Annotated in this window: 18 protein-coding genes; 7 read left to right on the forward strand and 11 right to left on the reverse strand. The window is 45.4% G+C overall.

Features of this window, described 5'->3' with window-relative positions:
• Nucleotides 1–34 precede the first annotated feature (34 nt).
• The 5 genes from sucD to AC1DFM_RS12675 all read right to left on the reverse strand — a co-directional run bounded on the left by sucD (nucleotide 35) and on the right by AC1DFM_RS12675 (nucleotide 6,198).
• Entirely contained in the window at nucleotides 35–922 is an 888-nt protein-coding gene (gene sucD, locus AC1DFM_RS12655; RefSeq protein WP_477077099.1) for a succinate--CoA ligase subunit alpha, read from the reverse strand.
• Nucleotides 923–1,105: 183 nt separating this feature from the next.
• Nucleotides 1,106–1,927, reverse strand: coding sequence for an ABC transporter ATP-binding protein (locus tag AC1DFM_RS12660; protein ID WP_477077100.1), 822 nt, complete (start codon nucleotides 1,925–1,927; stop codon nucleotides 1,106–1,108).
• Nucleotides 1,928–1,929: 2 nt separating this feature from the next.
• Nucleotides 1,930–2,673, reverse strand: a complete 744-nt coding sequence (locus tag AC1DFM_RS12665; RefSeq protein ID WP_477077101.1) for an MlaE family ABC transporter permease — start codon at nucleotides 2,671–2,673, stop codon at nucleotides 1,930–1,932.
• A gap of 62 nt (nucleotides 2,674–2,735) precedes the next feature.
• Nucleotides 2,736–3,767 (reverse strand): hypothetical protein, encoded by a 1,032-nt coding sequence (locus AC1DFM_RS12670; protein WP_477077102.1) that lies wholly within the window; start codon nucleotides 3,765–3,767, stop codon nucleotides 2,736–2,738.
• A 118-nt stretch (nucleotides 3,768–3,885) separates the two neighbouring features.
• Nucleotides 3,886–6,198 carry an NADP-dependent malic enzyme gene (locus tag AC1DFM_RS12675; protein WP_477077103.1) on the reverse strand — a complete coding sequence of 771 codons (2,313 nt, stop codon included), beginning with the start codon at nucleotides 6,196–6,198 and terminating at the stop codon, nucleotides 3,886–3,888.
• Nucleotides 6,199–6,344: 146 nt separating this feature from the next.
• Here AC1DFM_RS12675 and AC1DFM_RS12680 point away from each other — a divergent pair, with 146 nt between their 5' ends.
• From AC1DFM_RS12680 to AC1DFM_RS12690, 3 genes are all read left to right on the forward strand, one after another.
• On the forward strand, nucleotides 6,345–6,788 hold the full coding sequence (locus AC1DFM_RS12680; protein WP_477077104.1) for a DUF4293 domain-containing protein: 444 nt from the start codon (nucleotides 6,345–6,347) through the stop codon (nucleotides 6,786–6,788).
• A gap of 283 nt (nucleotides 6,789–7,071) precedes the next feature.
• On the forward strand, nucleotides 7,072–7,611 hold the full coding sequence (locus AC1DFM_RS12685) for an RNA polymerase sigma-70 factor (protein ID WP_477077105.1): 540 nt from the start codon (nucleotides 7,072–7,074) through the stop codon (nucleotides 7,609–7,611).
• Nucleotides 7,592–8,962 carry a S41 family peptidase gene (locus AC1DFM_RS12690; RefSeq protein ID WP_477077106.1) on the forward strand — a complete coding sequence of 457 codons (1,371 nt, stop codon included), beginning with the start codon at nucleotides 7,592–7,594 and terminating at the stop codon, nucleotides 8,960–8,962. The genes AC1DFM_RS12685 and AC1DFM_RS12690 overlap by 20 nt, the downstream gene beginning before the upstream one ends.
• Nucleotides 8,963–9,122: 160 nt before the next feature.
• Here AC1DFM_RS12690 and AC1DFM_RS12695 read toward each other — a convergent pair whose 3' ends face one another.
• From AC1DFM_RS12695 to uvrA, 5 genes are all read right to left on the reverse strand, one after another.
• The gene (locus AC1DFM_RS12695; protein WP_477077107.1) at nucleotides 9,123–9,851 is read right to left on the reverse strand and encodes a hypothetical protein; all 729 of its coding nucleotides are present in this window, start codon (nucleotides 9,849–9,851) and stop codon (nucleotides 9,123–9,125) included.
• 69 nt (nucleotides 9,852–9,920) lie between these two features.
• On the reverse strand, nucleotides 9,921–11,327 hold the full coding sequence (locus tag AC1DFM_RS12700; RefSeq protein WP_477077108.1) for a hypothetical protein: 1,407 nt from the start codon (nucleotides 11,325–11,327) through the stop codon (nucleotides 9,921–9,923).
• Between the two features lie 96 nt (nucleotides 11,328–11,423).
• The gene (locus AC1DFM_RS12705) at nucleotides 11,424–14,612 is read right to left on the reverse strand and encodes a TonB-dependent receptor (RefSeq protein WP_477077109.1); all 3,189 of its coding nucleotides are present in this window, start codon (nucleotides 14,610–14,612) and stop codon (nucleotides 11,424–11,426) included.
• A gap of 35 nt (nucleotides 14,613–14,647) precedes the next feature.
• Nucleotides 14,648–15,565 (reverse strand): FecR family protein, encoded by a 918-nt coding sequence (locus AC1DFM_RS12710; RefSeq protein WP_477077110.1) that lies wholly within the window; start codon nucleotides 15,563–15,565, stop codon nucleotides 14,648–14,650.
• A gap of 239 nt (nucleotides 15,566–15,804) precedes the next feature.
• On the reverse strand, nucleotides 15,805–18,621 hold the full coding sequence (gene uvrA / locus AC1DFM_RS12715) for an excinuclease ABC subunit UvrA (RefSeq protein WP_477077111.1): 2,817 nt from the start codon (nucleotides 18,619–18,621) through the stop codon (nucleotides 15,805–15,807).
• Between the two features lie 285 nt (nucleotides 18,622–18,906).
• Here uvrA and AC1DFM_RS12720 point away from each other — a divergent pair, with 285 nt between their 5' ends.
• On the forward strand, nucleotides 18,907–19,488 hold the full coding sequence (locus AC1DFM_RS12720; protein WP_477077112.1) for an RNA polymerase sigma factor: 582 nt from the start codon (nucleotides 18,907–18,909) through the stop codon (nucleotides 19,486–19,488).
• 74 nt (nucleotides 19,489–19,562) lie between these two features.
• On the opposite strand, the gene AC1DFM_RS12725 is transcribed toward AC1DFM_RS12720, so the two are convergent.
• The gene (locus AC1DFM_RS12725; RefSeq protein ID WP_477077113.1) at nucleotides 19,563–20,762 is read right to left on the reverse strand and encodes a thiolase family protein; all 1,200 of its coding nucleotides are present in this window, start codon (nucleotides 20,760–20,762) and stop codon (nucleotides 19,563–19,565) included.
• A gap of 751 nt (nucleotides 20,763–21,513) precedes the next feature.
• Between AC1DFM_RS12725 and AC1DFM_RS12730 the strand changes: the two genes are divergently transcribed.
• The 3 genes from AC1DFM_RS12730 to rlmN all read left to right on the forward strand — a co-directional run bounded on the left by AC1DFM_RS12730 (nucleotide 21,514) and on the right by rlmN (nucleotide 25,589).
• Nucleotides 21,514–22,296: a S24 family peptidase gene (locus tag AC1DFM_RS12730; protein ID WP_477077114.1), complete on the forward strand. Its 783-nt coding sequence runs from the start codon at nucleotides 21,514–21,516 to the stop codon at nucleotides 22,294–22,296.
• Nucleotides 22,297–22,447: 151 nt separating this feature from the next.
• The gene (locus AC1DFM_RS12735; RefSeq protein WP_477077115.1) at nucleotides 22,448–24,394 is read left to right on the forward strand and encodes a hypothetical protein; all 1,947 of its coding nucleotides are present in this window, start codon (nucleotides 22,448–22,450) and stop codon (nucleotides 24,392–24,394) included.
• Nucleotides 24,395–24,545: 151 nt separating this feature from the next.
• The gene (gene rlmN / locus AC1DFM_RS12740) at nucleotides 24,546–25,589 is read left to right on the forward strand and encodes a dual-specificity RNA methyltransferase RlmN (RefSeq protein WP_477077116.1); all 1,044 of its coding nucleotides are present in this window, start codon (nucleotides 24,546–24,548) and stop codon (nucleotides 25,587–25,589) included.
• Nucleotides 25,590–25,613 lie beyond the last annotated feature (24 nt).

Below are 25,613 nucleotides of genomic sequence, written 5' to 3' on the forward strand. Positions count from 1 at the left end.
CTTTTCACCTTTATATCTTTTACTGACTGGATAATTATACCAGTGCAGCTTTTTTGCTCAGTACTTCTGCCATTGTTTTACCAATGTTAGCAGGGCTTTCTACCACGGTAACGCCGCATTCAGCCATGATTTTCATTTTTGCAGCAGCAGTATCTTCAGCACCACCAATGATAGCACCTGCGTGACCCATACGACGTCCCGGAGGAGCTGTTTGGCCAGCGATGAAACCTACAACTGGTTTGGTACCAAATTCTTTGATCCATTTAGCAGCATCTGCTTCCATGCTACCACCAATTTCACCGATCATGATGATACCTTCGGTTTCAGGATCATTCATCAGCAGCTCTACAGCTTCTTTGGTAGGGGTACCGATGATTGGGTCTCCACCAATACCGATAGCGGTAGAAACGCCTAAACCAGCCTTAACTACCTGGTCAGCAGCTTCGTAGGTTAAAGTACCTGATTTAGAAACGATACCGATTTTACCTTTTTTGAAGATAAAGCCTGGCATGATACCAACTTTAGCTTCATCTGCAGTGATAACACCTGGACAGTTAGGCCCGATGAGGCGGGTAGTGGTGCCCTGCAGGAAGTTCTTTGCTTTGATCATATCCTGCACCGGAATACCTTCTGTGATACATACCACCAGCGCAATACCAGCTTCGGTAGCTTCCATGATGGCGTCAGCTGCAAAAGCCGGAGGCACAAAAATGATAGAAACATTTGCACCGGTTGCTTTCACTGCGTCAGCCACAGTGTTGAATACCGGACGCTCCAGGTGCGTGCTGCCACCTTTTCCCGGTGTTACACCACCCACTACCTGGGTACCGTATTCAATCATCTGCGTAGCGTGGAATGTACCTTCAGTACCGGTAAATCCCTGAACGATCACTTTACTATCCTTATTAACTAAAACACTCATCGCGCTTGTTTTATTGGTTTAATATTATATGTCTGATTCTTCTGGACGGCAAAAATAAGCCGATTTCTATAATTCTGCAATTTAGCACCTTTAAGATAAAGCTACCAAAACTGCATTCAAGGCATTTACGAATGTAAACAACTCATTTTCAATATATTTCATAGAAATACATTACAAAAAGAGCTACTTTTTCCCGCCGTCCTGTTCCTTTTTCAACTGATCCCGCCATTTACCATCTTTAAACATCTCCAGCTGACGCATTTCTTTGGCTTCCCGTAAGAATTCGGAAGCAAAAATGAAATCGTTTAACTTTTGATCCTTTGAGAATACGATGTCTTTATTGCTACCCTCCCATTGCTTTTGGCCCTGGTACATATATACAATATGGTCGCCGCTTTCCATCACGGTGTTCATATCGTGGGTATTGATAACGGTAGTAATGTTATATTCTTTGGTCAGCTCTGTAATAAGTTTATCGATCAGCAGGGAAGTTTGTGGATCGAGGCCAGAGTTAGGTTCGTCACAGAACAGGTACTTCGGATTAAGTACAATAGCACGGGCAATACCTACCCTTTTCTTCATACCACCGCTGATTTCAGCCGGAAATTTCTTTGCGGCTTCCTTCAACTGTACTCTTTCCAGACATTCTGCCACACGGGCTTTCTTCTCTTTCAGGGTACCAGTACCAAACATTTCCAGGGGAAACATCACGTTCTGCTCTACGGTCATACTGTCAAACAGGGCAGAACCCTGGAACAGCATACCTATTTCCTGGCGGATGGTTTTCTTTTCTTTATCGTCCATGGCGGTAAAGTCCTGGTTGTCGTACAGTACTTTTCCTTTATCAACGCCCATCAGTCCTACGATACACTTCATCATCACCGTTTTACCGCTACCGCTGGAACCGATGATCAGGTTTACTTTTCCGGGTTCCATGATAGTGGATACACCTTTGAGTATCTCCTTTTCGCCAAAGCTCTTTCTTATGTCTTGCAGTTCAATCATGATTACAGTAATATCGCCGTTAACGCATAGTCCATGAATAATATCAGCACACAGCTCACCACCACTGAAGTGGTGCTGGCTTTACCGATTTCCAGTGCTCCACCGGAAACATTATAGCCATAATAGGCCGATACGCTGGCAATAATAAATCCGAATGTATAGGATTTGGCCATCGCAAAAAATACGTTGTAGGCCCTGAATTGCTGTCGTAATCCCTGCATAAACTGTTCGCCGGAAATAACGCCGGACAGCTCACCAGCTGCTTTACCCCCGTAAATACCGAGGAAACCGGCGATGGCTACCAGTACAGGTATCATTAATATAGCCGCCATAATTTTAGGGGCAATAAGATATCCTTTGGTATTGATACCCATAATTTCAAGGGCATCAATTTGTTCAGATATCCGCATGTTACCCAATTCAGAGGCTATTTTAGACCCCACAACACCGGCCAGTACAATACAGGTCAGCGTGGGCGCAAACTCCAGGATAATGGTGTCACGTACCACCTGGGCGATGGTACTTTTAGGAATGATAGGACTAACCAGCTGATAAGCTGTTTGTAAAGTTGTTACCCCTCCCATAAACAGGGAAATAATAAACACTATCCCAAACGACCCTACGCCGATATCCACACATTGCTGCATAAACTGCTTCCAATACATCTTCATGTTCTCCGGACGGGAAAACATGCCTTTGAGCATGAGCAGGAAGTTTCCGAAATGATAGAAGAATTTGAACTCCATAACTGATCAAAGATAGGAAGGATTTTTTCAATCAGATCTTAAATTAAGATTTAATACAGGCGTTAACGTAAACTACTTACCAACAAACGTTTTAAACTGCGTTCTATAATTTCTCCCATCGTTTTACAACGGCCGAAAACCGCATCATGATAATATTCAGCCAGTTCATTACCCAGCTGCTGTATCTTTTCAGGAAAAGATACATGGTCGGTCATAATCACGTCCCGCAAGTCTTTGATACGATGCCGCTGCACTTTTATACGCCGGGCAATTACTGCCCGCTCTTCCTGTTGGTATTGTTTTACCACCTCTGCATTGAGATGTTTAATGGCCAGGTCTACAAATATCCGGTTTTCTTTAAAATACTGTGGCATATACAACGTGCGCCGGCCCTCATAAAATTGCTGGTCAAAATCGATCGCACGAATACGGAACTGCACATCATCAAAATCTGGCGTAATATCAAAAATGAAATTGTAGGAGCGCATATCGCCCAACAGGCGCACAAAACAACGCTCGTTGAATTTTACAAACTCCTTGGCAATACGTTTAGGATTGAATTCCGGCCGGTTCAGGTAATGCAAAATAAACTGATCACCCGGTACACCGGCAATATGCTCCTCCACCAGCGTATTACCATCTATCAGAAAGTTCATCCAGTAGGGAGATAGAATATGCTCCAGTTCTAAGCCATAGATACGGGATGCATCTGCTATCTTAATATAAAAATAGTCGTATACTTCGTTGTAATTATTGACAATTTTAATGCGGAAAGGATGAGAATTTCCAAAGGTGCAATAGTCGATCCGCTCAATATGTAAATGTTCTTCCGCCGCCTGATCCCCTCCCGCTTTCAAAATGGAGTATACTCGTTTTAAGCCCGCATGAATAGGCCCCACCATGCTTTGCGGATAAAACACCGTTTCCCACAATGTATCTTTCCCCTCTTTATCATACACGGCAATCGACTGATCATAATACCGCAGTTCCTCGTAAGATACAGGCAACTTCATCTCCCGCTCATACATTTTGAGATAATTACGGAAAGCGGCGTTAATCGGAAAAAATATCTTCTTACGGGAAATTGTTTGCATACAATAAATATATGGAAAAAGCGGACAGCACAAAGCCATTTTAGGGAATGCTCCTGCGTATATCACCGCAACAGGCATTTTCCAAAATGGCTTTGTGCTTATCTTTTATGCTTACTGCTTACTTTTTCTTCTTCTTCTTTCCCTTCTCTTCTGCGTCTCTGCAGCATTTCTCMTGAGCATCCACCACGGCGATATTCACCATGTTAACGATCTGTCTTACGGTACTACCCAATTGCAGGATGTGTACCGGCTTTTTCATACCCAGCAAAATAGGTCCGATGGCATCAAAACCAGCTACTTCCTGTAACAGGTTATACGCAATGTTACCAGCTGCCAGGTTAGGGAAGATGAGTGTATTTACTTCTTCGTCCAACAGTTCCGTAAACGGATAATTATCTTTCAGGATCTCCTTATTAAAGGCCATGGCTGCCTGTATCTCGCCATCTACAATGAGGGAAGGATCACGTTGTTTCACAATTTCACGTGCTTTGCTCATGGTTTGCGCTTCCGGCGTTTGGCTGCTGCCAAAGTTGGAATACGACAACATCGCAATGCGTGGCGTGATGTTAAAGTGTTTCACTTCTTTCGCTACCATCATGGTAATATCTGCCAGCTCTTCTGCAGTAGGATTGAAGTTAACGGTTGTATCGGCCAGGAACAAAGGTCCACGTTTGGTTTCAATAATATACATGCCAGCTACACGTTTGGCACCTTCTTCCATACCAATTACCTGCAGGGCAGGGCGAATGGTGTCAGGGTATTTACGGGTCAAACCGGAAATCAGAGCATCTGCCTCACCGGTTTCCACCATCATACAACCGAAGTAGTTACGTTCCCGCATAATTTTACGGGCTTCGTACAGGTTCAGGCCTTTACGCTTGCGTTTCTCGAAGAACAGGTCACCAAAGCGATGACGCATCTCCTGCATCTCTTCACTCTTCGGATCAATGATCACTACATCATCAATTTCAATCGCATTGTCGACCATCAGCTGGCGGATACGTGCTTCATTACCCAACAGGATCGGATAGGCGATTCCTTCGTCATTCACTACCTGCGCAGCTTTCAACACCTTCAGGTTATCAGCTTCTGCAAACACCACTTTCCTTGGATCGCGGCGGGCTTTGGTGCCTATTACGCGGAACAGCTGATTATCCAGTCCCAGACGGTGGTTCAGCTCATTGCGGTAGGCTTCCCAGTCGGTAATCGGACGATGCGCTACACCGCTGTCCATAGCTGCCTTAGCTACTGCTGGCGCCACAGTGCTTAATAAGCGTGGGTCCAGGGGTTTTGGAATGATATATTTAGGTCCGAAGAAAATATTTCTTTCGTTGTAAGCCAGGTTCACGATATCAGGCACCGGCGATTTGGCCATTTCAGCCAATGCTCTTACGGCTGCCAGTTTCATTTCCTCGTTGATTTGGGTAGCTCTCACATCGAGGGCGCCACGGAAAATATAAGGGAAACCCAGTACGTTGTTCACCTGATTAGGATAGTCAGAACGACCAGTAGCCATAATGATATCCGGACGGGCGGCAATCGCGGTGTCATAGGCAATCTCCGGATCAGGATTCGCCATGGCGAAAACAATCGGATTTTTAGCCATGCTCTTCACCATTTCTGCCGATACCACATTACCTACAGAGAGGCCCAGGAATACATCCGCGCCTTTCATAGCTTCCGCCAGTGTAGTGATTTTGGTATTGGTTACAAACTGTTTATGTCTGTCGGAAAGGTCTTTACGATCTTTGTTTAAAACGCCGTCTTTATCAAACATGATAAAGTTTTCGGGTTTGGCACCCAAAGCTACATACAACTTCACACAGGCCATGGCAGCGGCACCAGCGCCATTTACCACGATCTTTACTTTCTCTATTTTTTTCTTTACCAGCTCTAATGCGTTCAGCAATGCTGCTGAAGAAATGATGGCGGTACCGTGCTGATCATCGTGCATGATCGGGATTTTCAGCTCTTTCCGCAGCCTTTCTTCTATTTCAAAGCACTCAGGGCTTTTTATATCTTCCAGATTAATACCACCAAACGTAGGCTCCAGGGCCTTTACGGCTGCTACGAAGGTATCCGGATCTTTTGCATCCAGTTCTATATCAAAAACATCTATGTCGGCGAATATCTTGAACAACACCGCTTTCCCTTCCATCACCGGTTTCCCGGCTTCCGGACCTATATCTCCTAAACCCAATACAGCGGTACCATTGCTGATAACGCCCACCAGGTTACCCTTTGCGGTATATTTATAAACGTTTTCTACATCATTAAAAATTTCCTTGCATGGCTCTGCTACTCCGGGAGAGTACGCCAATGAAAGATCCCATTGAGATTTAGTGTTCTTTGTAGGTATGACTTCAATTTTACCCGGCCTGCCCTTTGCATGATAGTCTAACGCATCCTGCTTATTCAGTTTCTTTGCCATATAAATATTAAGATTGTTATTGGGCGTGCAATATACGAAGTATTGTATTAAAGCCGTCCACCCAAATAGTGTGATTCCCACCCATAATTAAGCATTCTAACCATTAAAATTACTTACTTTTACAGCGTTAAACATTCACAAATATCATGATACAACGCATCCAGAGTCTCTATCTGCTGTTGGCTGCCGCCGCAGGCGCTGCTGCCCTATCCTTCGATCTGTGGAAAGCCACGCTGACCAATAGCACGAACCCTGTTTATGTAAACGCTTCCAGCAACTACCTGTTGTTTGTACTTTATATCATCATTATACTGGTATCGCTGGCCACTATCTTCCTTTTTAAGAAGCGTAAACTCCAATTTCGCCTGACTATTTTTAACATTCTTTTTGGTTTTGCCGCACTGGCTTACCAATACTATGTGGTACAACAAACCGCAAATAAACTGAGCACCGGTGGAGTCGCCATTGTTTCGGCATCCTACCTGCCTGCTTCTTTCCTCCCTATCGTCGTTATCATTCTTTTATTCCTGGCTGTAAGAGGAATTTATAAAGATGAGAAGCTGATCAAATCACTGGACAGACTTAGATAATCAACAACATATATGACGGGGGCGCTCAAGCGTTTCAAACAAGGTGTATCTACTATGATAGCGGTGAAACAGGTGCAGCTAAGCCTGGCAGGCGCTATTACTGCCGCCTGATCMACGCGCGTTATAATACTAACCTCGCGGAACCGGCAGCGGCGCTGCTGAACGGGCTGTTGTTGCAATAGTATGCTGATTAAAAAATCGGTTGCAAGAAACCCATTGGTGTTAACATTCCTATAACATTCGATGCATATATTTATATCCGGAAGTGCATCAACTGCGAACTATGTCTGTAAGACCTGTCAAGACTCTTTTTGATAACATCTTTGAAGAAAATAATGCGAAGATCTTCCGGTTTGCCCTGAAGCTAACCGGCGATGAAGCGCGGGCGCAGGAAATTACGCAGCGGTGCTTTATCCGTTTATGGGAAAATATACACCAGGTGCAGGAAGGGCAGGATATTTTTCCGTTGCTGTTTGTATACGTAAAACACCTGGTGATTGATGAAAGCCGTAAGCTCTACCGTGAAAGAAAAGCCCTTGCCAAGGCTGCCGATGAACAGAAAAGTCAGTCTTCGGGAGATACCCATGGTGAACGTTTGTTTATCCACAAAGAGATTCAGGCGCAGCTGCACAAGGTAGTGAAACAGATGCCCGAACAACGCCGCAATGTGTACGTGATGAGCCGTCAGCACGGCTATAGTCATAAAGAGATCGCCAGCAAGCTTTCTATTTCCGCGGCTACTGTACGGAATCATCTCACTGTAGCCCTGCAATATATCCGGCAGGAACTGATGACTCATTTTGATGCCGACACTTCAAAATAAATTATGTGCTGTTGCTGGCGCCGCCTTGCTGCTGGCCGCCTGTAACAAAAAGGACCCGGTAGCACCATCACCGCCTACCGGCCCCGTTACCCGCCAGGAGATCAATAACTGGATGCTCGACAGCATGCGGTACTTCTACCTATGGAACGGTTCCCTGCCTGCAAAAGCAGATACTTCGCTGGATGCCCCTGATTTCTTTTACAGTTTGCGTAATCCCGATGATCCCTACTCGTTGTTATATGATCCGGGTAACCGCAGTACCATCCCCCGCAGTATGCTGTATAACTTTGGGATGGACTACAATGTAATCAGCTGGCCATCTGCCGCCGGCGGTGTGATAGGTGCGGTAAAACTGGTGATGCCCGGGTCCGGCGCAGCAGCAGCGGGTTTCACCAGAGGAAGCTATTTCACACGAATCAATGGCATCGTACTAACGGCTGATAATGCTGCCTCACTCACCGCTGCGGTATTGAAAGATGGTACTGGCAGCTTCACTCCTGCTACAGTGGATGGCGCCACCATCACGGAAAAAAGTCCTATTAACTGGGATCTCCGGTATGAAAGAGAGAACCCGGTGTATGCTGCTACTGTACTTATGGCTGGTAATAAAAAAGCCGGCTATCTCTTCTATAATTCTTTTACAGATACTTATAACAGCACGCTGCAGGCAGTGTTCCAGGATTTTAAAAATAAAGGGGTCACAGATCTTATCCTCGATCTGCGGTATAATAACGGCGGCAGTATTGCGGCCGCGGCATTGCTTACCGTAATGATTGCACCTGATATCACCGCCAACAGTATATTTGTGCAATATACCGGCAATAGCCACCAGGGGCAGCACCAGCTTAGCTTTTCGGATGCACTGTCGCATCCGGAGAATGCCGGCGTGATCAATTTTGGAAACCTGCAAAATGCCAGGTTGCTGTTGCCGAAAGTATATATCCTCTCCGGGCACCAGACCATTTCCGCTGCGGAACTGACGATCAACAACCTCAAACCATATACGCAGGTGATACAGATCGGGGCAACCACGCATGGGAAAGATAAAGGCGCTGTTGTTGTGATTGATCAACGTTCGCCGAAGCGCATCCCATGGATATTGCAGCCGATTACCTACCGCCTTGCCAACGCCAAAGGAGAAGGAAATTATACACAAGGAATCGCCCCACAATATGTAGTAGATGAAATGGGCCGTCAACCACTGACGGCGCTAGGAGATGTAAATGACCCGCTGGTAGCCAAAGCGTTAGCGCTGATCAGCGGCAATGGTCGCACCAGCAACACCGAACATACCGTGCGTATGTATTATGAAGCAACACCGCAGGCAAAGGAAATGATCTTTCCGAGGTAACACTACGGGAAAATTTAATGGCAGTTTTACACCATCCTGAATGTGAAAGAGAGCGGATAGTATCCGGTTTCATACATAGCAACACTTTATTGCCCACATACACGCACCCTTGATGTACGATGGGTGCGTGGCCTTCAGCAGCGTATTATGATTACCGGTTTTAAATAAAGATGGGCAATGCATCCGATACATTACCATTGTCATCTTTGATATTCAGGAAGATTAATTTTTGCGGCACTTCACTGAAAGAAGGAAAACCTACATATGTACTTCCATTAGGTTGGGTAATAATCTCGCCGGTAGCAGGGTCTTTCAGCTCCACGGCATAACCAATAGGTCCTACTGCATCCTGGAACCTTAAATAGTGGACATGTGGGTCCAGCACGCCATTCTTCACATTTTTGTAGGTCTCGCCTTCCTTTATTTCACCGGTTGCATTGTCGGCATAAATGATGGTGAGATCAAAAGCAGGGTATTGACGATAATAGTCGCCGAGATTCATAAAAAACTGTACAGCGAAAGAATCCGCAGACGGCTTAAAAGGCGGTACAAAACCATTTAAATTCAGGTCATTGCTGGAGATGATACGGAAATAATTTTCTCCGTCCTTCGCCACAGTAATAGTAGTATCTGCGATCAATGAATCGGTGCCAGCTTTGTAAAAGCTGAGTTTACCGGTACGGCCAGCCAGCACGGATGATGCTTTGTAGCCTTCTCCGTTGAGGGTATCAATAGTAATCCCGTTAAAACGAACGACCACTTTGGGTTTATCAGGCAGGTCTACGATACCGTAAGCTACTTTTCCATAATAACGGGCTTCCGGCAAATCTCCTTTGCGGCAAGCCATAAAAAACAAAACAGACAGCACCAAAACAGCAAGTCTTTTCATAATAAATACAGATAGATGGTAGAAATAAATCGTGAATGGCAGGTGCCATTCACGATTTATATTGAATAATTATCTCAGTCTTGTCCAGCCATTCGCCCATGCAGTCTGGCCAGTAGGGAATGCACCAGCAGCAACTGCAGGTGAAGCAGGTAAGCTGGTTTTAGGAATAAAATTGGCAATAGTATCACGGTTGAACGGACCTTTACCAACGATGGTACCCAGCTTAATAGATGCGTTAGCATCAGTAGCTACATAGCCCTGGTTAGCGGTAGCAGGAGTAGTCAGGTTAACCCAGCTTGCGAAGTTAACTTCAGTGTCAAAGGCATAAGTGTAGCCATGAACAAAGCTGTTGCTGATGGTAGAAGTACCGCCGGTGAATTTAGTATAAGTAGAACCGAACTGGGTATCGAAAGAGATACCTTTATCAAAGCCCAGGAAGATGGATTTGCTGATGTTAAATTCAGCATTTCTTCTCAGGTGAGCAGCGCGGCCATATTTACCGTTAGCATTAGGACCATCGTTTACAACGCGTGATCTGGCAGCGTTAGCCAAACCTACAATCGTAACGTATTCATACGTAGGATGAGTGATAGGCAGGTTGCTGGAACCAGTAGCATCGTTGTCGCTTTCAAAACCATTAGACTGGCTCTGATCGGCACGGGTAGTATCAGACAGACCCAGTGCATAGGAGATCTTACCAGAATAACCGTTGTCAGTATCGAACATATCATCTACGGCATCAACAGCCAGCAGGTGAGATGCGTCTACGTTACCGCCAAACCATTCAAAAGCGTCGTCGTTAGCTTTGAACACTTCGATATAATCGAGTGTGGTACCTTTACCAACACCAGCCAGTGTTAAACCGTTGATTTCGTTGTTAAGAGAGAAGGCATAACCACCGTATTCGATACGAACATACTTCAGGATACCAGAGTTATCATTGCTCAGGGTATCGCCGGGATTAGCATAGGATGCGTCAGCAATCGGGGTACCAGGGATACCTTCGATAATTTTGGAGGTAGCCCAGTTGGTTTTAGCTTTACCAATCAGCACTACACCTGCCCAGTCGCCTGATTTAGGCACAGCAGCATCTGAAGTGAATACGATTGGATTGGAAGCAGTACCAACGGCAACAATTTTAGCACCACGGGTAACGATCAAACCACCACCAGGAAAACCACCCACGGTGTTAGATCCAACTTTACCCTGAATACGGGTACCAGCTTCGATAGTAAGAGTAGCACCGTTTGCTACGTATACCAGGCTATCCAGCTTGTAGATCGTACAGCTTTTCAGAAACAGGTCAGAAGTGATTACACCATGGATAGTGCTATCAGGGCAAGTACCAGGAGCACCACCAGCTACAACGGGACGGTTACCACCATTTTGAAAATCCTTTTTGCAGGACGTACCGAAGAAAATGCCTGCCATGGTAAGCGCAGACAAAAGGGTTACAACTAAGGGTTTCTTGTTCATGGATTTTTGTTTTTTTTGTTTTTTGTTTTTTGTTTTTTTGTTTCTTCTTTAAAAAACCAATACCTGATCAGGGTTATTTATTACGCGTATATACTCTTAAAAGCGATAGCTGAAAGTGGCGCTATAGGTGCGGCCGGGTGCTGATCTGAAGTCGAGCCGGTCTTTGTCCGACTGATACAACAGGTCTTTTTTTGTCGGGTCTTTCTTATGCGCCAGCACGTCAGGGTCATCATTAAAGGTGTTACTGTAGATGATGGCATAAGCATTTAAGATGTTGGACACATTCATTCTCAGTTCCGCTTTGTTTTTCAGGAAACGCACGGCTATCTGCCCATCAAGAGAGCGCAAAGGCTGCTCAAACAGGGAGTAAAAATATGCATCTTCCGGGCGGAACATCCTGTTAGCCACATAATTATATACCAGGCTCACAGAAAAACGTTTTACATCATAGTAGGCGCCCGCGTTCAGCATATAGTTGCTGGCACCGCTCTGAGGGCGCTTCTGCGCATCACCTATTTCTTCTGTTACCCGTATCTTCTTCGGGTTCAGCGAATCCTGTTTCACCTCTACTCTCATCGGTCTTACCTTTCCATCGAGATAAGAGAAGTTACCATAGAGGGTAAGATTGCGTAGCACCGGCACCTGCGTGAAAGCCAGTGATTTCCTTACTTCCAGCTCAACACCGTAGTTTTTGGCATCTTTATTATTTTGTAACTTATAGATCCGGTTATCCTGGATCTTATAGATCTCCATCGGGTATGCCATATTTTTGTAGAACAGCGATGCAGAAATGATCTCCCCCGGTGCAGGATACCACTCATATCGGAAGTCGTAATGCTTGATAGTAGTAGATCTTACCAACCCGCTCATATAATCACCACCCAGCTCATAATCATATTCCCTGAAGTAGGAAAGCTCGCGCACATCCGGACGGACAATACTTTCGGCGTAAGCCAGGCGCAGATTCATTGACGGTGTAAGGCTGTAAGTGAAATTGGCCGAGGGAAAGAAACGCCAGTTAGGTTCGCGATTCTTCAACTCATTGAAATCGTAGCCTGCATTGGGATTGGAAGTGAAATTTTTAAAGGTATTTTCCAGGTTGCTGTTGATCTCGTTGAGATTATAGTACTCTGCCCTGCCGCCCCATACCAGCCTGAATCTGCCGATCTTATGGTCCAGCATCAGGTACATGGCGTTGAGGGTGGTGTTACTTTTAAATCCATCACCATCATCTGTCATCTGTGTTTTTACACCGTTCTTCTCTGAAAAATATTCCTGCAGGGGCAAGTAGTTGGGTGGCGGCGTACCTGGATTGCTACCTGTGTTCACCACAAAAAAGGTCCTCTCTTTATTCCATCCTGCATAACCAACTTTCACCGTATTATCCAGTTTATTTATTTTGAACGGAGCGGATAAGGAGATATCCCAGTTATAATTATTTTCCACGGCACGGCTCCACCAGCGCAGGGTTCCGGCAAGTGAAGTGAGTTGTGACCCGATGATATTGTATTCATTAATGGCGGCAGTGGTATCTTTGACGGCATCACCGAGCAGCATGTGGTTATCGGGTTTCAGCTTGTCCATGCGGATATAGCTGCCCATCCATTTTAGTTTCACACCATGTTTGCCCAGGCTGTGCTCACCGCGCAGCTGGTTCTGTAGCAAGGTACTTTGTGTGGTGATATCCTGTACTTCCAGTGTGTGCGGGGCAAAGTCACTAGGACCCGTACCTACCAGCAGCTGCTGATCGAGTGTACGGAGATACAGCGTTTGAAAACTGACCCTGTTCTTTTCATCGCGAAAGCCTACACCCAGCAAACCACTCAGGTTGGTGGTAAAACCGTAGCGCTGTCCTTTGAAGAGGCGCGAGAGATTTTCAGGTGTACCTGCCAGTGGTGAAAACCCATCGCGGCCATTCACGATATCCTGTGTGGCAAAAGTGTTGCGATAGCTCGCAGCCGCCACTACGCCGAATTTACGATCCAGCAGCTTACCGCCGGACACCTGGAAGTTTGGCGACACAGGTGCTCTCATATCCGTAAGTATCCAATTGTTGGCGAAGGGGGCTTTATCCTTGTAGCTATTATTATATGCTGTATGGAGATCGGTAGCACTTTTCCAGTTATCGTCGCCCATCCAGTAGCGGTGAGTAGCAATCTGGCCACGGTATTCACGGCCTTCCAGTGGTAGCGACAAAAAACTCTTCCCTGTAGTTTTGTCGTTGTAGCTTCCGCCCACACTGATGTTGAGAAAGTCGTTCGTAGGGATATCGATGGTATTCACTTCCACGAGACCACCGCCAAATTCAGCACTGCGGTCAGGCGTGAGCGTTTTAATCACGGTTACATTATCAATCAGGCTGGAAGGGATAATCTCGAAGTTGAAGTTCTTGCGGTTCAGCTCTGTGCTGGGCATTACCTGCCCGTTGAGGATTGCCTGGTTATAGCGTTCGCTCAGTCCCCTTACTACTACATATTTGCTCTCCACAGTGGCAAGGCCACTCACCCTTTTTAATACCTCGCCGAGGTTCTTATCCGGTGTGCGTGCGATCTGTTCTGCGCTGATACCATCCGTAATGGCGGCATTATTCTTTTGGATTGCGTACAGCCCTTCTACAGACGCTTTTTTATAGCTCCCTGTTACGGTAACGCCTTTGAGGTGGGAACCGCTGCTTTTAAGCGCTATATTCAAAGGTGTGACCCCTTTTTCAGTGACCTCTACATCTGTTACCTGGCGGCTGGCGTACGAGATGTAAGAAAAATTGATCGTATATTTTCCTGGTTCCAGTAGCAACTCGTAGGTACCATCTACATTAGTAACAGCTCCATTGCCTCCCTGTACCTGAATGGTAACACCAGGAAGTGGTTCATTCTTGTTATCTACTACTTTGCCTGTAATGCGGCCGTTGACGCGTACGGCGGGCTTCTCTGCATGCCCTTTACGCACGGCGATAGTAGTGGTATTGGTGAGCTCAATATCGAGCGGTGCATTGTTATCTAAATATTGTAATACGCTGTTGAGTGGTGCGTCTGCGAACTTCACTTCCGGGAGCAGGCATTGATGCAGGTACTCCGGATCATACACAAATACATAAGGCGTTTGCTGTTGCAGTAATCTGATCACACTTGCTGCATTAGTTTTACCCATCTGCAAGTTTACTTTGTCAGTCAGAGATCGATAAGATTGTGCCTTCAGCCTGGCAGCAGGCAGCATCAAGAGTAGCAGGGACAGTCCTCTCCAAGGCATACGTTTCCCCGTACAAAATCCGCGTAAAGATTTTTGCATACTTCGTTTCAGTTAAATTGACTAGTTAGATGACGCTATTTATTCTTTGTGACCAGGTACGTGCTATCGTTCGCACGCGCACAGGTAAGGTTATGTACATACTCCAGTGCAGACAGGATCTTTTCCAATGGCATATCTGTTTTAAATTCTGCTGAGACCTTCTTTCCTGCCAGCAATGAGTCAGAGAGTATGAACTTGTATCCCGAATGTTGTTGTAGCCTCGTGAGTACATCCGCGAGGTTGGTTTTGTTGAATACGATACGTCCGCTTTTCCAGTCGAGTACCTCCTCACKTTCAAAATGCGTCAGGAGCAGACTATCGCCATTACAGGAAAGCATTTGGCCCGGTAACAGTACTTTCGTAAAAGCATGCTGCATGGTTACCGATACTTTGCCAGTTACGAGGCTCACCTGAATGCTGCCATCGGCCTTGTTAGCTGTAGCGATGTTGAATTCGGTACCTAACACAGTAGTGGTGAGGCGGCCCGTATGTACACAAAAAGGTTTTTTGTCATTCGCTACTACTTTAAAATATCCTTCGCCCTGCAACCAGAGTTCACGACTGGTTTTATTATACGCATCTGTATAGCTGACAGTGGTATGGGCGTTGAGCCATACTTCAGAGCCATCCGGCATTATATAGAGGCGTACCTTGCTGCCGTTGTTCAATAAAGTATTCCAGTTGGCTGCCAGTTGTTGCGGCGGGCGACTACCCTGCTGCGATTGCCAGAAGAAGCCGAAGATGCCCGCAGCTGCTGCCACCGCCGCCGCGGCGAAATACCACAGACGACGCACTTTGAGGCGGGGCGCATCCACCTCTTTCCAGGTTTGCTGCATCAATTCATCCAACTCGGGTGTTTGCTCCTCTGCCAGATAGACCTCGACCAGGAACTGTTCCTCTGCGGTGCAATTCCCTTTGAAATACTTTTGTAATAATGATCTGTTGATGTGCATACGATAAGAGTACGTCTGAAGAGAAAGGAAGTCCTAGTGCAAAGTATGGAGTTAACAATTTGGTAACAGGAAAATAGCTGAGATCTATAAATGGAAGGATTTCCTGAAGCCAAGGGGTTTGCCAGCGCCTTCCAACGTGACCGACAAATGGTTTGAGGAATGGAACCGGTATATATCTATATACATCATAAATTATTAACGGGCCGGAGTTAAACTCCAGCCCGTTTCTTTTATTATCCTTACAGGTATTTCCCTGTATAACTTTCTTTTACTTTTTTCAATCCATCCGGCACACCAGCGTATAACAAATTACCGCCACCAACACCACCTTCCGGCCCCAGATCTATTACCCAGTCTGCACTTTTAATGACGTCTATATTGTGTTCTATTACCAACACCGTATGTCCTTGTTCAATAAGTGCATTAAAGGAATCCAGTAATTTTTTGATATCATGGAAATGCAAACCTGTTGTAGGTTCATCAAAGATGAATAGAATATGTCCCTGTGCTTTTCCTTTACCCAGGAAAGACGCCAGCTTCACACGCTGTGCTTCTCCTCCACTCAGGGTATCACTGCTTTGTCCGAGTTTTACGTAACCTAATCCCACACTGGTTAACGGACGTATTTTATTGCACACATCTTTTTCGTCTTTGAAGAAATCCAGCGCTTCATCTACCCCCATTTCCAACACTTCGTAGATGTTCTTGTTCTTGTACGTAACTTCCAGCACCTCATCTTTAAACCTTTTACCACCGCAGCTTTCACAGGTGAGATGTACATCGGCCAGGAACTGCATTTCTACAATTACTTCCCCTTCTCCTTTACATGCGTCACAGCGACCACCATCTACGTTAAATGAAAAATGTTTAGGTTGGAAACCACGCATTTTACTCAACGGCTGTTTGGAATACAGGTCCCTGATTTCATCGTATGCTTTGATGTAAGTAACCGGGTTGGAACGCGATGATTTACCAATGGGATTCTGGTCAATCATTTCCACTTGCGTCACATCATCCAGTGCACCTTTCAGCGCTTTGTGATTGCCCACTCTTTCTGCGAATTCTCCCTTCAGCTTCATCAGCGCAGGATAAAGAATTTGCTTTACCAGTGTGGTTTTACCGGAACCACTCACGCCGCTGATCACCGTTAATATGCCCAGTGGGAAATCAACTGTAATATCTTTCAGGTTATGCTGACGCGCACCTTCTATAGTAATTGCTTTTTTCCACTTGCGCACCTTCGCTGGCGGGTCAATGGCAAACTGCCCGCTGAGGTATTTACCTGTCAGGCTGTTGGCATCTTTCAAAATCTGCGGATAAGTACCCGCAAAAATCACTTCTCCCCCCAGGTGACTGGCCAGTGGCCCCATGTCAATGATGTAATCTGCTTCCTCCATCATCTGCTCGTCGTGCTCCACTACCACCACGGTGTTACCGAGATCGCGCAGTTCCTTTAGCACCGCAATGAGTCGACTGGTATCACGCGCATGCAAACCAATGCTTGGCTCATCGAGGATGTACATGGAATTGGTCAGATTGCTACCCAGGGTACGGGTCAGCTGAATACGCTGACTTTCTCCACCACTCAGGGTATTAGCCACCCTGTTCAGGGTAAGATATCCCAAACCTACGTCCAGCAGTGTTTTCAGCCGGTGATTTATTTCAATAAGAATACGCTTCCCAATTTGTTGTTCGTATTCTGTGAGTTGCAGCTCATCGAACCATTGCTTCAGATCTGATACGGGCAAGTCTACCAGCTGCGCAATGTTGCGTTCTCCCACTTTGATGTAGAGCGCTTCTTTACGCAAACGTCCGCCGCCACATTCGGGGCAGGTAGTACGACCGCGGTAGCGGGCCTGTAGTACACGATATTGTACTTTGTACAGATTTTGTTCCACCATTTTGAAGAACTCATTCAAACCGTAGAAATGTTCATTTCCGGTCCAGAGCAGTTGTATCTGTTCATCAGTGAGTTCTGCAATAGGTTTATGTACCGGGAAACCAAACTTACGGGCGGTTTTGATGAGCGCTTCTTTGTATTCGCCCATTTTCTCGCCGCGCCAGGGAGCAATAGCGCCCTCAAAAACACTGAGACGTTTGTCTGGGATCACCAGGTCCGCGTCAATGCCTAAGGTTTGCCCAAATCCTTCGCAGGTAGGGCAAGCACCGTAAGGGTTATTGAAAGAAAAGAGATTCGGAACAGGTTCTTCGAAAGTGATACCATCCAGCTCAAAGCGATTAGCGAAATGAACATTTTCTTTTCCATCTACTTCCACATAACAATCCCCTTCACTTTCGTAAAATGCGGTTTGTACGCTGTCCGCGATGCGGTGTTTATCATCTTCCTCAAAATCCTTTACTACCAGGCGATCTATCAGTACCCAGGCATTATCTGGTACCGTTATTTTTTTCTGCTCCAGCAATTCTTCAATACGCAGTAAACCAGTGCCTTCGCCACCGGGAACGTATAAACGGGAAAAGCCTTTTTGCACGAGGATATTCAGTTCCTCTTTTACATCTCTTTTTGCATGCCGGCGGAAAGGAGCCAACAGTAATACTTTGGCCCCATGTTTCAACTTCGTGATATAATCTACCACGTCGCTTACCTCATGTTTTTTTACCAGTTTTCCGGAGATGGGAGAATAGGTTTTACCCACTCTTCCAAAGAGTAACCGGAGATAGTCATAAATTTCCGTCATAGACCCCACGGTTGAACGGGGGGTACGGGTAATGACTTTCTGTTCTATAGCGATAGCCGGACAAATGCCTTTGATATAATCCACATCGGGTTTGTTCATGCGCATCAGGAACTGACGGGCGTATGAACTTAAACTTTCTGCGTATCTGCGTTGTCCTTCTGCGTAGAGGGTATCCATGGTAAGCGATGATTTTCCGGAACCGGACACACCGGTAACTACTACCAGTTTGCTACGGGGGATCGATACGCTTACATTCTTGAGATTGTGGACCCTGGCGCCTTTTATAAAAATATGGTCCTGCGGGCTAACTTCCTGAGGATCAATTATAGTGGTTTGTTTCTTTACTTTTGTTGCCATGACAGAACAAATTTAAGGGAAAAGATGTTAGTTCAGAAGTTCCCTTTTTTTACGCGTTTGTTATACGCTATAAGCTAATATCTATGGGCTAAAAGCTATTTTTATTATTTGTTTTATTGAACTATTCTTTTATATTTGCATAAGACCAGATCTATCTCGCTGGATTTACCAACATTTTTCTCAAACTTAAACTGTTCAATATAGCATAAACTTTACTTAACAAACACAACCAAACTGGCTGTATTTCTGTAATTTATTTACTAACCCGCCTAGTTGTAGAAGTTTATGCAAGTAATGTACAAATTGTGCGATGAGCAGTTGATTACTCTCTTTAAAAAGGGACATTCTTCCGCATTAGAAGAGTTGGTACACCGTCACAAAGACAAGGTGTTCACTTCTATCCTATTACTGGTGAAAGATTCTTTCCTCGCAGAGGACATTTTCCAGGACACCTTCATTAAAATTATTGACACCATCAGGGCTGAGCGTTATACCGAGAAAGGGAAATTTTTACCCTGGGCGATGCGCATTGCGCATAACCTGTGTGTGGATCATTTCAGGAAGATCAAGCGCACACCGATGATCAGAACCGGTGATGATAAAGATATTTTTGATGTACTGGGATTCAGCGATAGTTGTGCTGAAGAAAAAATAATTACCCGCCAGAGTCATGACCGCGTTCGCAGAATGCTGGACATGTTACCGGAAGAGCAACGGGAAGTAATTATTCTGCGCCATTATGCAGAACTGAGCTTTAAAGAAATTGCAGATCTCACGCAAGTGAGCATCAATACAGCATTAGGTCGGATGCGTTACGGTCTGATCAATCTCCGGAAAATGATGACGGAGAAGCAAATCTGTCTATGATGAACCCTTTTTTTTGCTTGCCAGCAACGAGCGGCCGGATGTAATGTCCGACCGCTCGCTATTTTAGGGCAAGTCTATACTTTTTCTAATATGATGGCAGCGCCTTGTCCTACGCCTACACACATGGTAGCAAGGCCATACTTAGCGCCAGGTCTGCGTTTCATTTCATGCAACAACGTAGTGGTGATACGTACCCCGCTACAACCCAACGGATGCCCAATAGCAATTGCTCCACCATTTACATTGACAATATCCGGATTCAACCCCAGATCCTGCATACAGGCCAGGGATTGCGAAGCAAACGCTTCATTCAACTCTGCCAGGTGCAACTGATCAGCATTGATGCCTGCCCGTTGCAATGCCTTCGTAGAAGCAGGTACCGGACCTATACCCATAATAGCCGGATCTACTCCCGCTACCGCCATACTTCTTATTTGCGCTAATGGCTGCAGGTTAAACTGTTTCAATGCTTTTTCGGATACAATCAACACTGCCGCAGCCCCATCGTTAATACCGGACGAATTACCCGCTGTTACCGAACCGTTTTTTGCAAACGCCGGACGCAGACCGGCCAGCTTTTCCAGCGTTGTTTCCCGGGGATGCTCGTCCTTCGCAAATATTATTTTTTCGTCTTTATTTCCCGGTACTTCTACCGGGATGATTTCCTCCTGCCACTTTCCGGCATCCAGGGCTTGTTTGTAGAGTGTTTGGCTACGTAAGGCGAACAGGTCCTGCTGCTCCCTTCCGATATGCCATTGGTTGGCCACATTCTCTGCAGTTTCACCCATTGAATAGGGATGATACATCTCTGATAACCGCTGATTGATGAATCGCCACCCCAGGGTGGTGTCATATATTTCGGCTTTACGGCTAAAAGGGCCCTCTGATTTAGGCATTACAAATGGCGCACGGGTCATACTTTCTACACCTCCTGCGAGGTATACATCTCCCTCACCACACATCACCGCACGGGAAGCATCCATAATGGCCTGCATACCGGATGCGCATAAACGATTTACAGTATTACCAGCTACCGTTACCGGCAATCCTGCCAGCAATGCCGCCATACGTGCCACATTCCGGTTATCTTCCCCGGCCTGGTTAGCAGCACCGGCAATCAGGTCTTCAATCACGTTGGGATCTAAAGTCGCATTTCTTTTCATTAACGCTTTAATCAGATGCGCCAGCAAATCGTCCGGGCGGACCGTGCTTAAAGCACCACCATAGCGGCCTATGGGCGTGCGTACCGCATCTACTATGTAAGCAACTTGCATGAGAATGTTTTGGTTTATCTGCAATATAAGATATCCCGGTAACCTGGGTAACAAAAGCCGCCGCCTATCTCAATGGCACTTGCATACTTTAAACCCGGCATGATGACGAATAGAGAGAATACTACATTTTTATTTATGCATTACTCCTGGCCTGTTTACAAGGAAAATAATAAATAATTGATACTAACTCGTTATTTTACACATTTTTGTGCAGTTATAATTTGGCAGTTATTTGCCTAATGAGTATTTTTGAAAGATATCAATGTATTTAGTGAAGGCATAACCCTTGCCAGTTGTGGTGAGGTAAAGAAGTTGTAAAGTTCACATTCCTTTATGACACCAACGTTATGCTTGTGCATAAAAAAAGGCCTTCCAGGAAAAGGCCATTTTTCGCCATCGCATTGATGGTAGGAAACACCATACTATTATTAGCTTTGTCGAAGAAGGAATAATAGATGTGGTACTTGTAACACCAGGTGTCTACCTGGTGTTTTTTGTTATACAAAAGTGCAAAATGATAATTACATTATCAAATATTTTTCGCCCGCCTCAAACTGAACATAATTATTCCCACAACCAATCTCTCTAATCAAAAAATTATTAGTATTATCGTATTGATAATATCAAATCGATTTGATAATTTTATAATCAAAAAGATTGACAAAATACTAATCCTTTTGTATCTATTACGAAAATACAAATTTCTGTAGTGAATACAAATTTAAAATACAGGTTTCTGTAGTATTTTTAAATGTCCGACCATACCAGCAGATTCTTAGCTTACTTTGAACACCTGATAGCAACCCAACAAGTGTCAAGCCAGGACGATTTTGCGAAGAAAATTGGAGTAAGGCCCTCTACTCTTACAGAAGTTATAAAGAAGAGAACCAAAGCTATATCTTCCAATATCCTGGTTAAAACAATTGACCGCTTCGGTACTTTAAATGCCAACTGGCTGTTTTACGGCATAGAATCTATGTTAAGAGAACTGCCTAATGAACCCGCTATTGTTACAGTTGATCAACAGGGAAGAAAAAACATTGCCTATGTAAACACAAAAGCAAGAGCAGGCTATCTCAGTGGTTATGCAGATCCGGAGTATATAGGCGGACTTCCAATGGCATATCTGCCACAACTTCCCAGGGAAAAAGATTACCGGATGTTTGAAGTGAGCGGCGATTCCATGTGGCCTACATTCAACGATAAAGACACCGTTATTTGTCAATATCTCAGCAGATCAAACGTAAAGGATAATCAACTATGTGTGGTGGTAAGCACTGAAGGAATTCTTATAAAGCGCATATTCAACAGGATAAAAGAAGAGCAGCAACTTATTCTGAAATCTGACAATCAGGAAATGAATGGAGAATATCCTGATATACTGGTCCCTGCGCAAGATGTAAAAGAGATTTGGCAAGTGGTAAAACGGGTAGGTGATATACGCTCAGAAAGCAATAGCACAGCCACTTTGCTGACAGAATTAAAAGCGACATTAAACAGGCTGACCAACCAGCCGGATAGTAACAACCCGTAACAGCAACTAAAATTATCTTTTGCGCTAGCAATACAAATCCCGCCAGATATACCCCTATTCCCGCCTTTTAGTAAATAGCACTTGATCCATTTCCTTGGTTCACTAGCTTTGCATCCATCTTTATTACATTATTAAAATAACCCCAAAAGAAATGAAACAAGTACGTAGCCTGCTGTGGCTTATCGCCTTATTGTGCGCACTCTCAATGACCACCAAAGCACAAGTTCCTCCGGGAGAAAATGACGCAAATTTGTCTGAATTACTCTACAGACCAATTAAACCTACCGCTAAACTAATGGAAGGTATAGAGCCGGCCATCCAGCAAAAACCGGTAGCCAATCCTGCTTTGCGCAGCAATATCAATGTACGCACGCTGAAAGTGGCCCCCAAATGGAACCGGGTGGCCGACAACCCTACACCACTGATCAGCATTGATAATACACAGCTGTTACCTGCCGGTAAAATAACCGTCATGAAAGGAAGCTCGCCCGCTTTTTGTACGCCGCCAACAGTAACGATTGGCTGTTGCAGCTATAATATCAAAGACGAATCGGCCAATAAAAATCAGCTATATGCCTCTCCTGCATCTGTATTCAATAATGAAAACGATGCCCGGACTTATGCAGAAAGCCTTACTCCCAAACTCCCATTCTTCCTGCCTTTCAGGAATTCCAAAGTATACCCTGCGGGTGCCTGGATTTACGATAGCGGCGCCGGCCACGGCTCTGTGGATTTCCTGAAAACCTCCGATGCGTATGGCCCTGGCATTGACCCTACCTTTGGCGTATACGCTTCCGCACCAGGCAAAGTAGTGACCGCCATGTGGGACCCTTTCTTCGGAAACGTAGTGATTATAGAACATACTGCGGCTGATGGCACCGTGTACCGCACCGGCTATTTCCATCTCCGTGGCGGTTTTGATCATGATGTACAAAATGCTAAAAACACCCCTGTTGCAGATCCGTCCAATAAAGACGCCCGCGATACCAAGTATAAAAAATTCGCGAATCTCCCCAATCCGTCCAAACAGCTATGGGGAACCAACGATCAAAAGCTGAAAGTAAAAGTAGGCGACCCCGTGTACGCAGGCCAGCAGATTGCCTGGGCAGGTAATACCGGCTTTGGCGGCGCCGGTTGGGGATTGAATCCCGATGGCACGCCAATGAATGCCAATACCGGCAACAATCACCTTCACTTCATGTTATGGATAAAATCTCCGAATCCAGCTACTGGCGTGGATTGGATGGAAGTAGATCCTTACGGTGTATATGCCAAATCTGAAGATAGTAACGCGAGTTGCTATGAAGTAGGCGCCAATAGTGCTTTTAACCGCTTCTTTGCGCCCTTCTACCCTTCGTTTCATAACGTGCCGGTAGAGCATATTACCCGCTACTGGGGCTACTATACTGGTATGGGCATGGCTTTGCAAACCCTGAGTGTACATAAATCAGGCAATCAATACCTGGCTTCCGGCTCCTTCCAATATGGGCTGCCATCGCAATGGTATTGCCGTATCAATATGAACAGCACCCAGTACCAGCAATACTTTGATGAGTACTACGGTAAAGGATATATTCCCCGGCAAATTTCCGTTACCAACGATAATAGTGGCAATCCGTTGTTTACCGTGATCTGGAAACAACGTGGCGGAGAAACCTTTGCGGCGGTACACAACGCTACAGACGACGTATACGCCACCAAATGGAAAACCTATGTAGATCAGGGCAAGATGCGGGTAACCGAGCATGTGGCCTATTATGTAGGTGGTAAACGCTATCATGCAGGGGTATTCGGCAGCAGCAACCCCGGTGGCTTTTACATGTATTATGGCATGAATACCACTGATTTCAGCAAGAAATTCGATGAAATGAACAAGGCCGGCCTGATGACCATCAATGTAAATATTGAAGAAAACGGTAATCAAAACAGTGTAGGTGGACTGTGGTGGCCCCGAAACAAAGCATATTATTCTTATATGGATATGAGTCCGGCTGATTATCAGGCCAAATTTGCTGACCTGACAGCCCAGGGCTATCAATTGTTCCGTATCCAGGGATACGACAACTCCTCCCGTTTTGCCGCCATATGGACAAAATAAACCGAATACATAACTAACCCCGATGCCACAGCTGAAAACGGCTGTGGCATTGATTTTCAAGGTACATTCTGTCGGTACGTCAATATTACCTATCTTTGCAGTTACTTTTCGACTGCCGGAAGGCAGCCATTTGCTCAATTAATGGTCAATAATGAAGTCTGACAATAAAAACATCCGGCACTTAAGTTTACCGGCCTTACAGGAATATTTCGGGTCTATAGGTGAAAAGCCTTTCCGCGCAAAACAAGTGTATGAGTGGCTGTGGCTGCGTCATGCGGACAGCTTTGAAGCGATGACCAACCTCTCCAAAGAATTAAGAACAAAACTAACAGAACACTTTACCCTGCCTGCCGTAAAGGTAGATACCGTACAGCAGAGCAATGATGGTACCATTAAGAGCCGTTTCCGCCTGCATGACAACCACCTGGTGGAAGGGGTACTGATTCCTACAGACTCCCGTCAAACAGCCTGTGTATCTTCACAGGTTGGTTGCAGCCTGAGTTGCAAGTTTTGCGCTACCGGCTATATGGATCGCGCCCGTAACCTTGATTACGACGAAATTTATGATGAAGTGGCGCTGATCAACCAGCAAGCCCAGAAAGCATATGGTAAAAAACTGAGCAATATAGTATTCATGGGCATGGGAGAACCCCTGCTGAACTACAAAAACGTATTGCAGGCTATTGAAAAGATCACCTCTCCGGATGGTCTGGGTATGTCGCCTAAACGTATTACCGTTTCTACCGCCGGCGTAGCCAAAATGATCCGGCAGCTGGGCGATGATAAAGTACGCTTTAACCTCGCGCTGTCCCTACACGCCGCCACTGATAAAAAGCGCAGTGAAATCATGCCGATCAACGACTCCAATAACCTGAAGGAATTGATTGCCGCACTGAACTACTTCTACAAGGCCACCGAAAATGAAATTTCTTTCGAATATATTCTCTTCAAAGATTTTAATGACTCCAAAGAAGATGCGGACGAACTCATTAAAATTTACCGGCAAGTACCTGCCGACCTGGTGAACATTATCGAATACAATCCTATCGATGCGGCCCGTTTCCAGAAACCGGATTCGCAAACCGCAGAAGAGTTCATGGAATATCTTTCAAAAAATCGCGTGAATGCAAGACTGCGCCGTAGTCGCGGTAAAGATATCGATGCGGCATGTGGACAACTCGCTAATAAAGGCTGATCATTACACAATCATATATCTATT

This window comes from Chitinophaga sp. 05T412 (genome assembly GCF_056396465.1).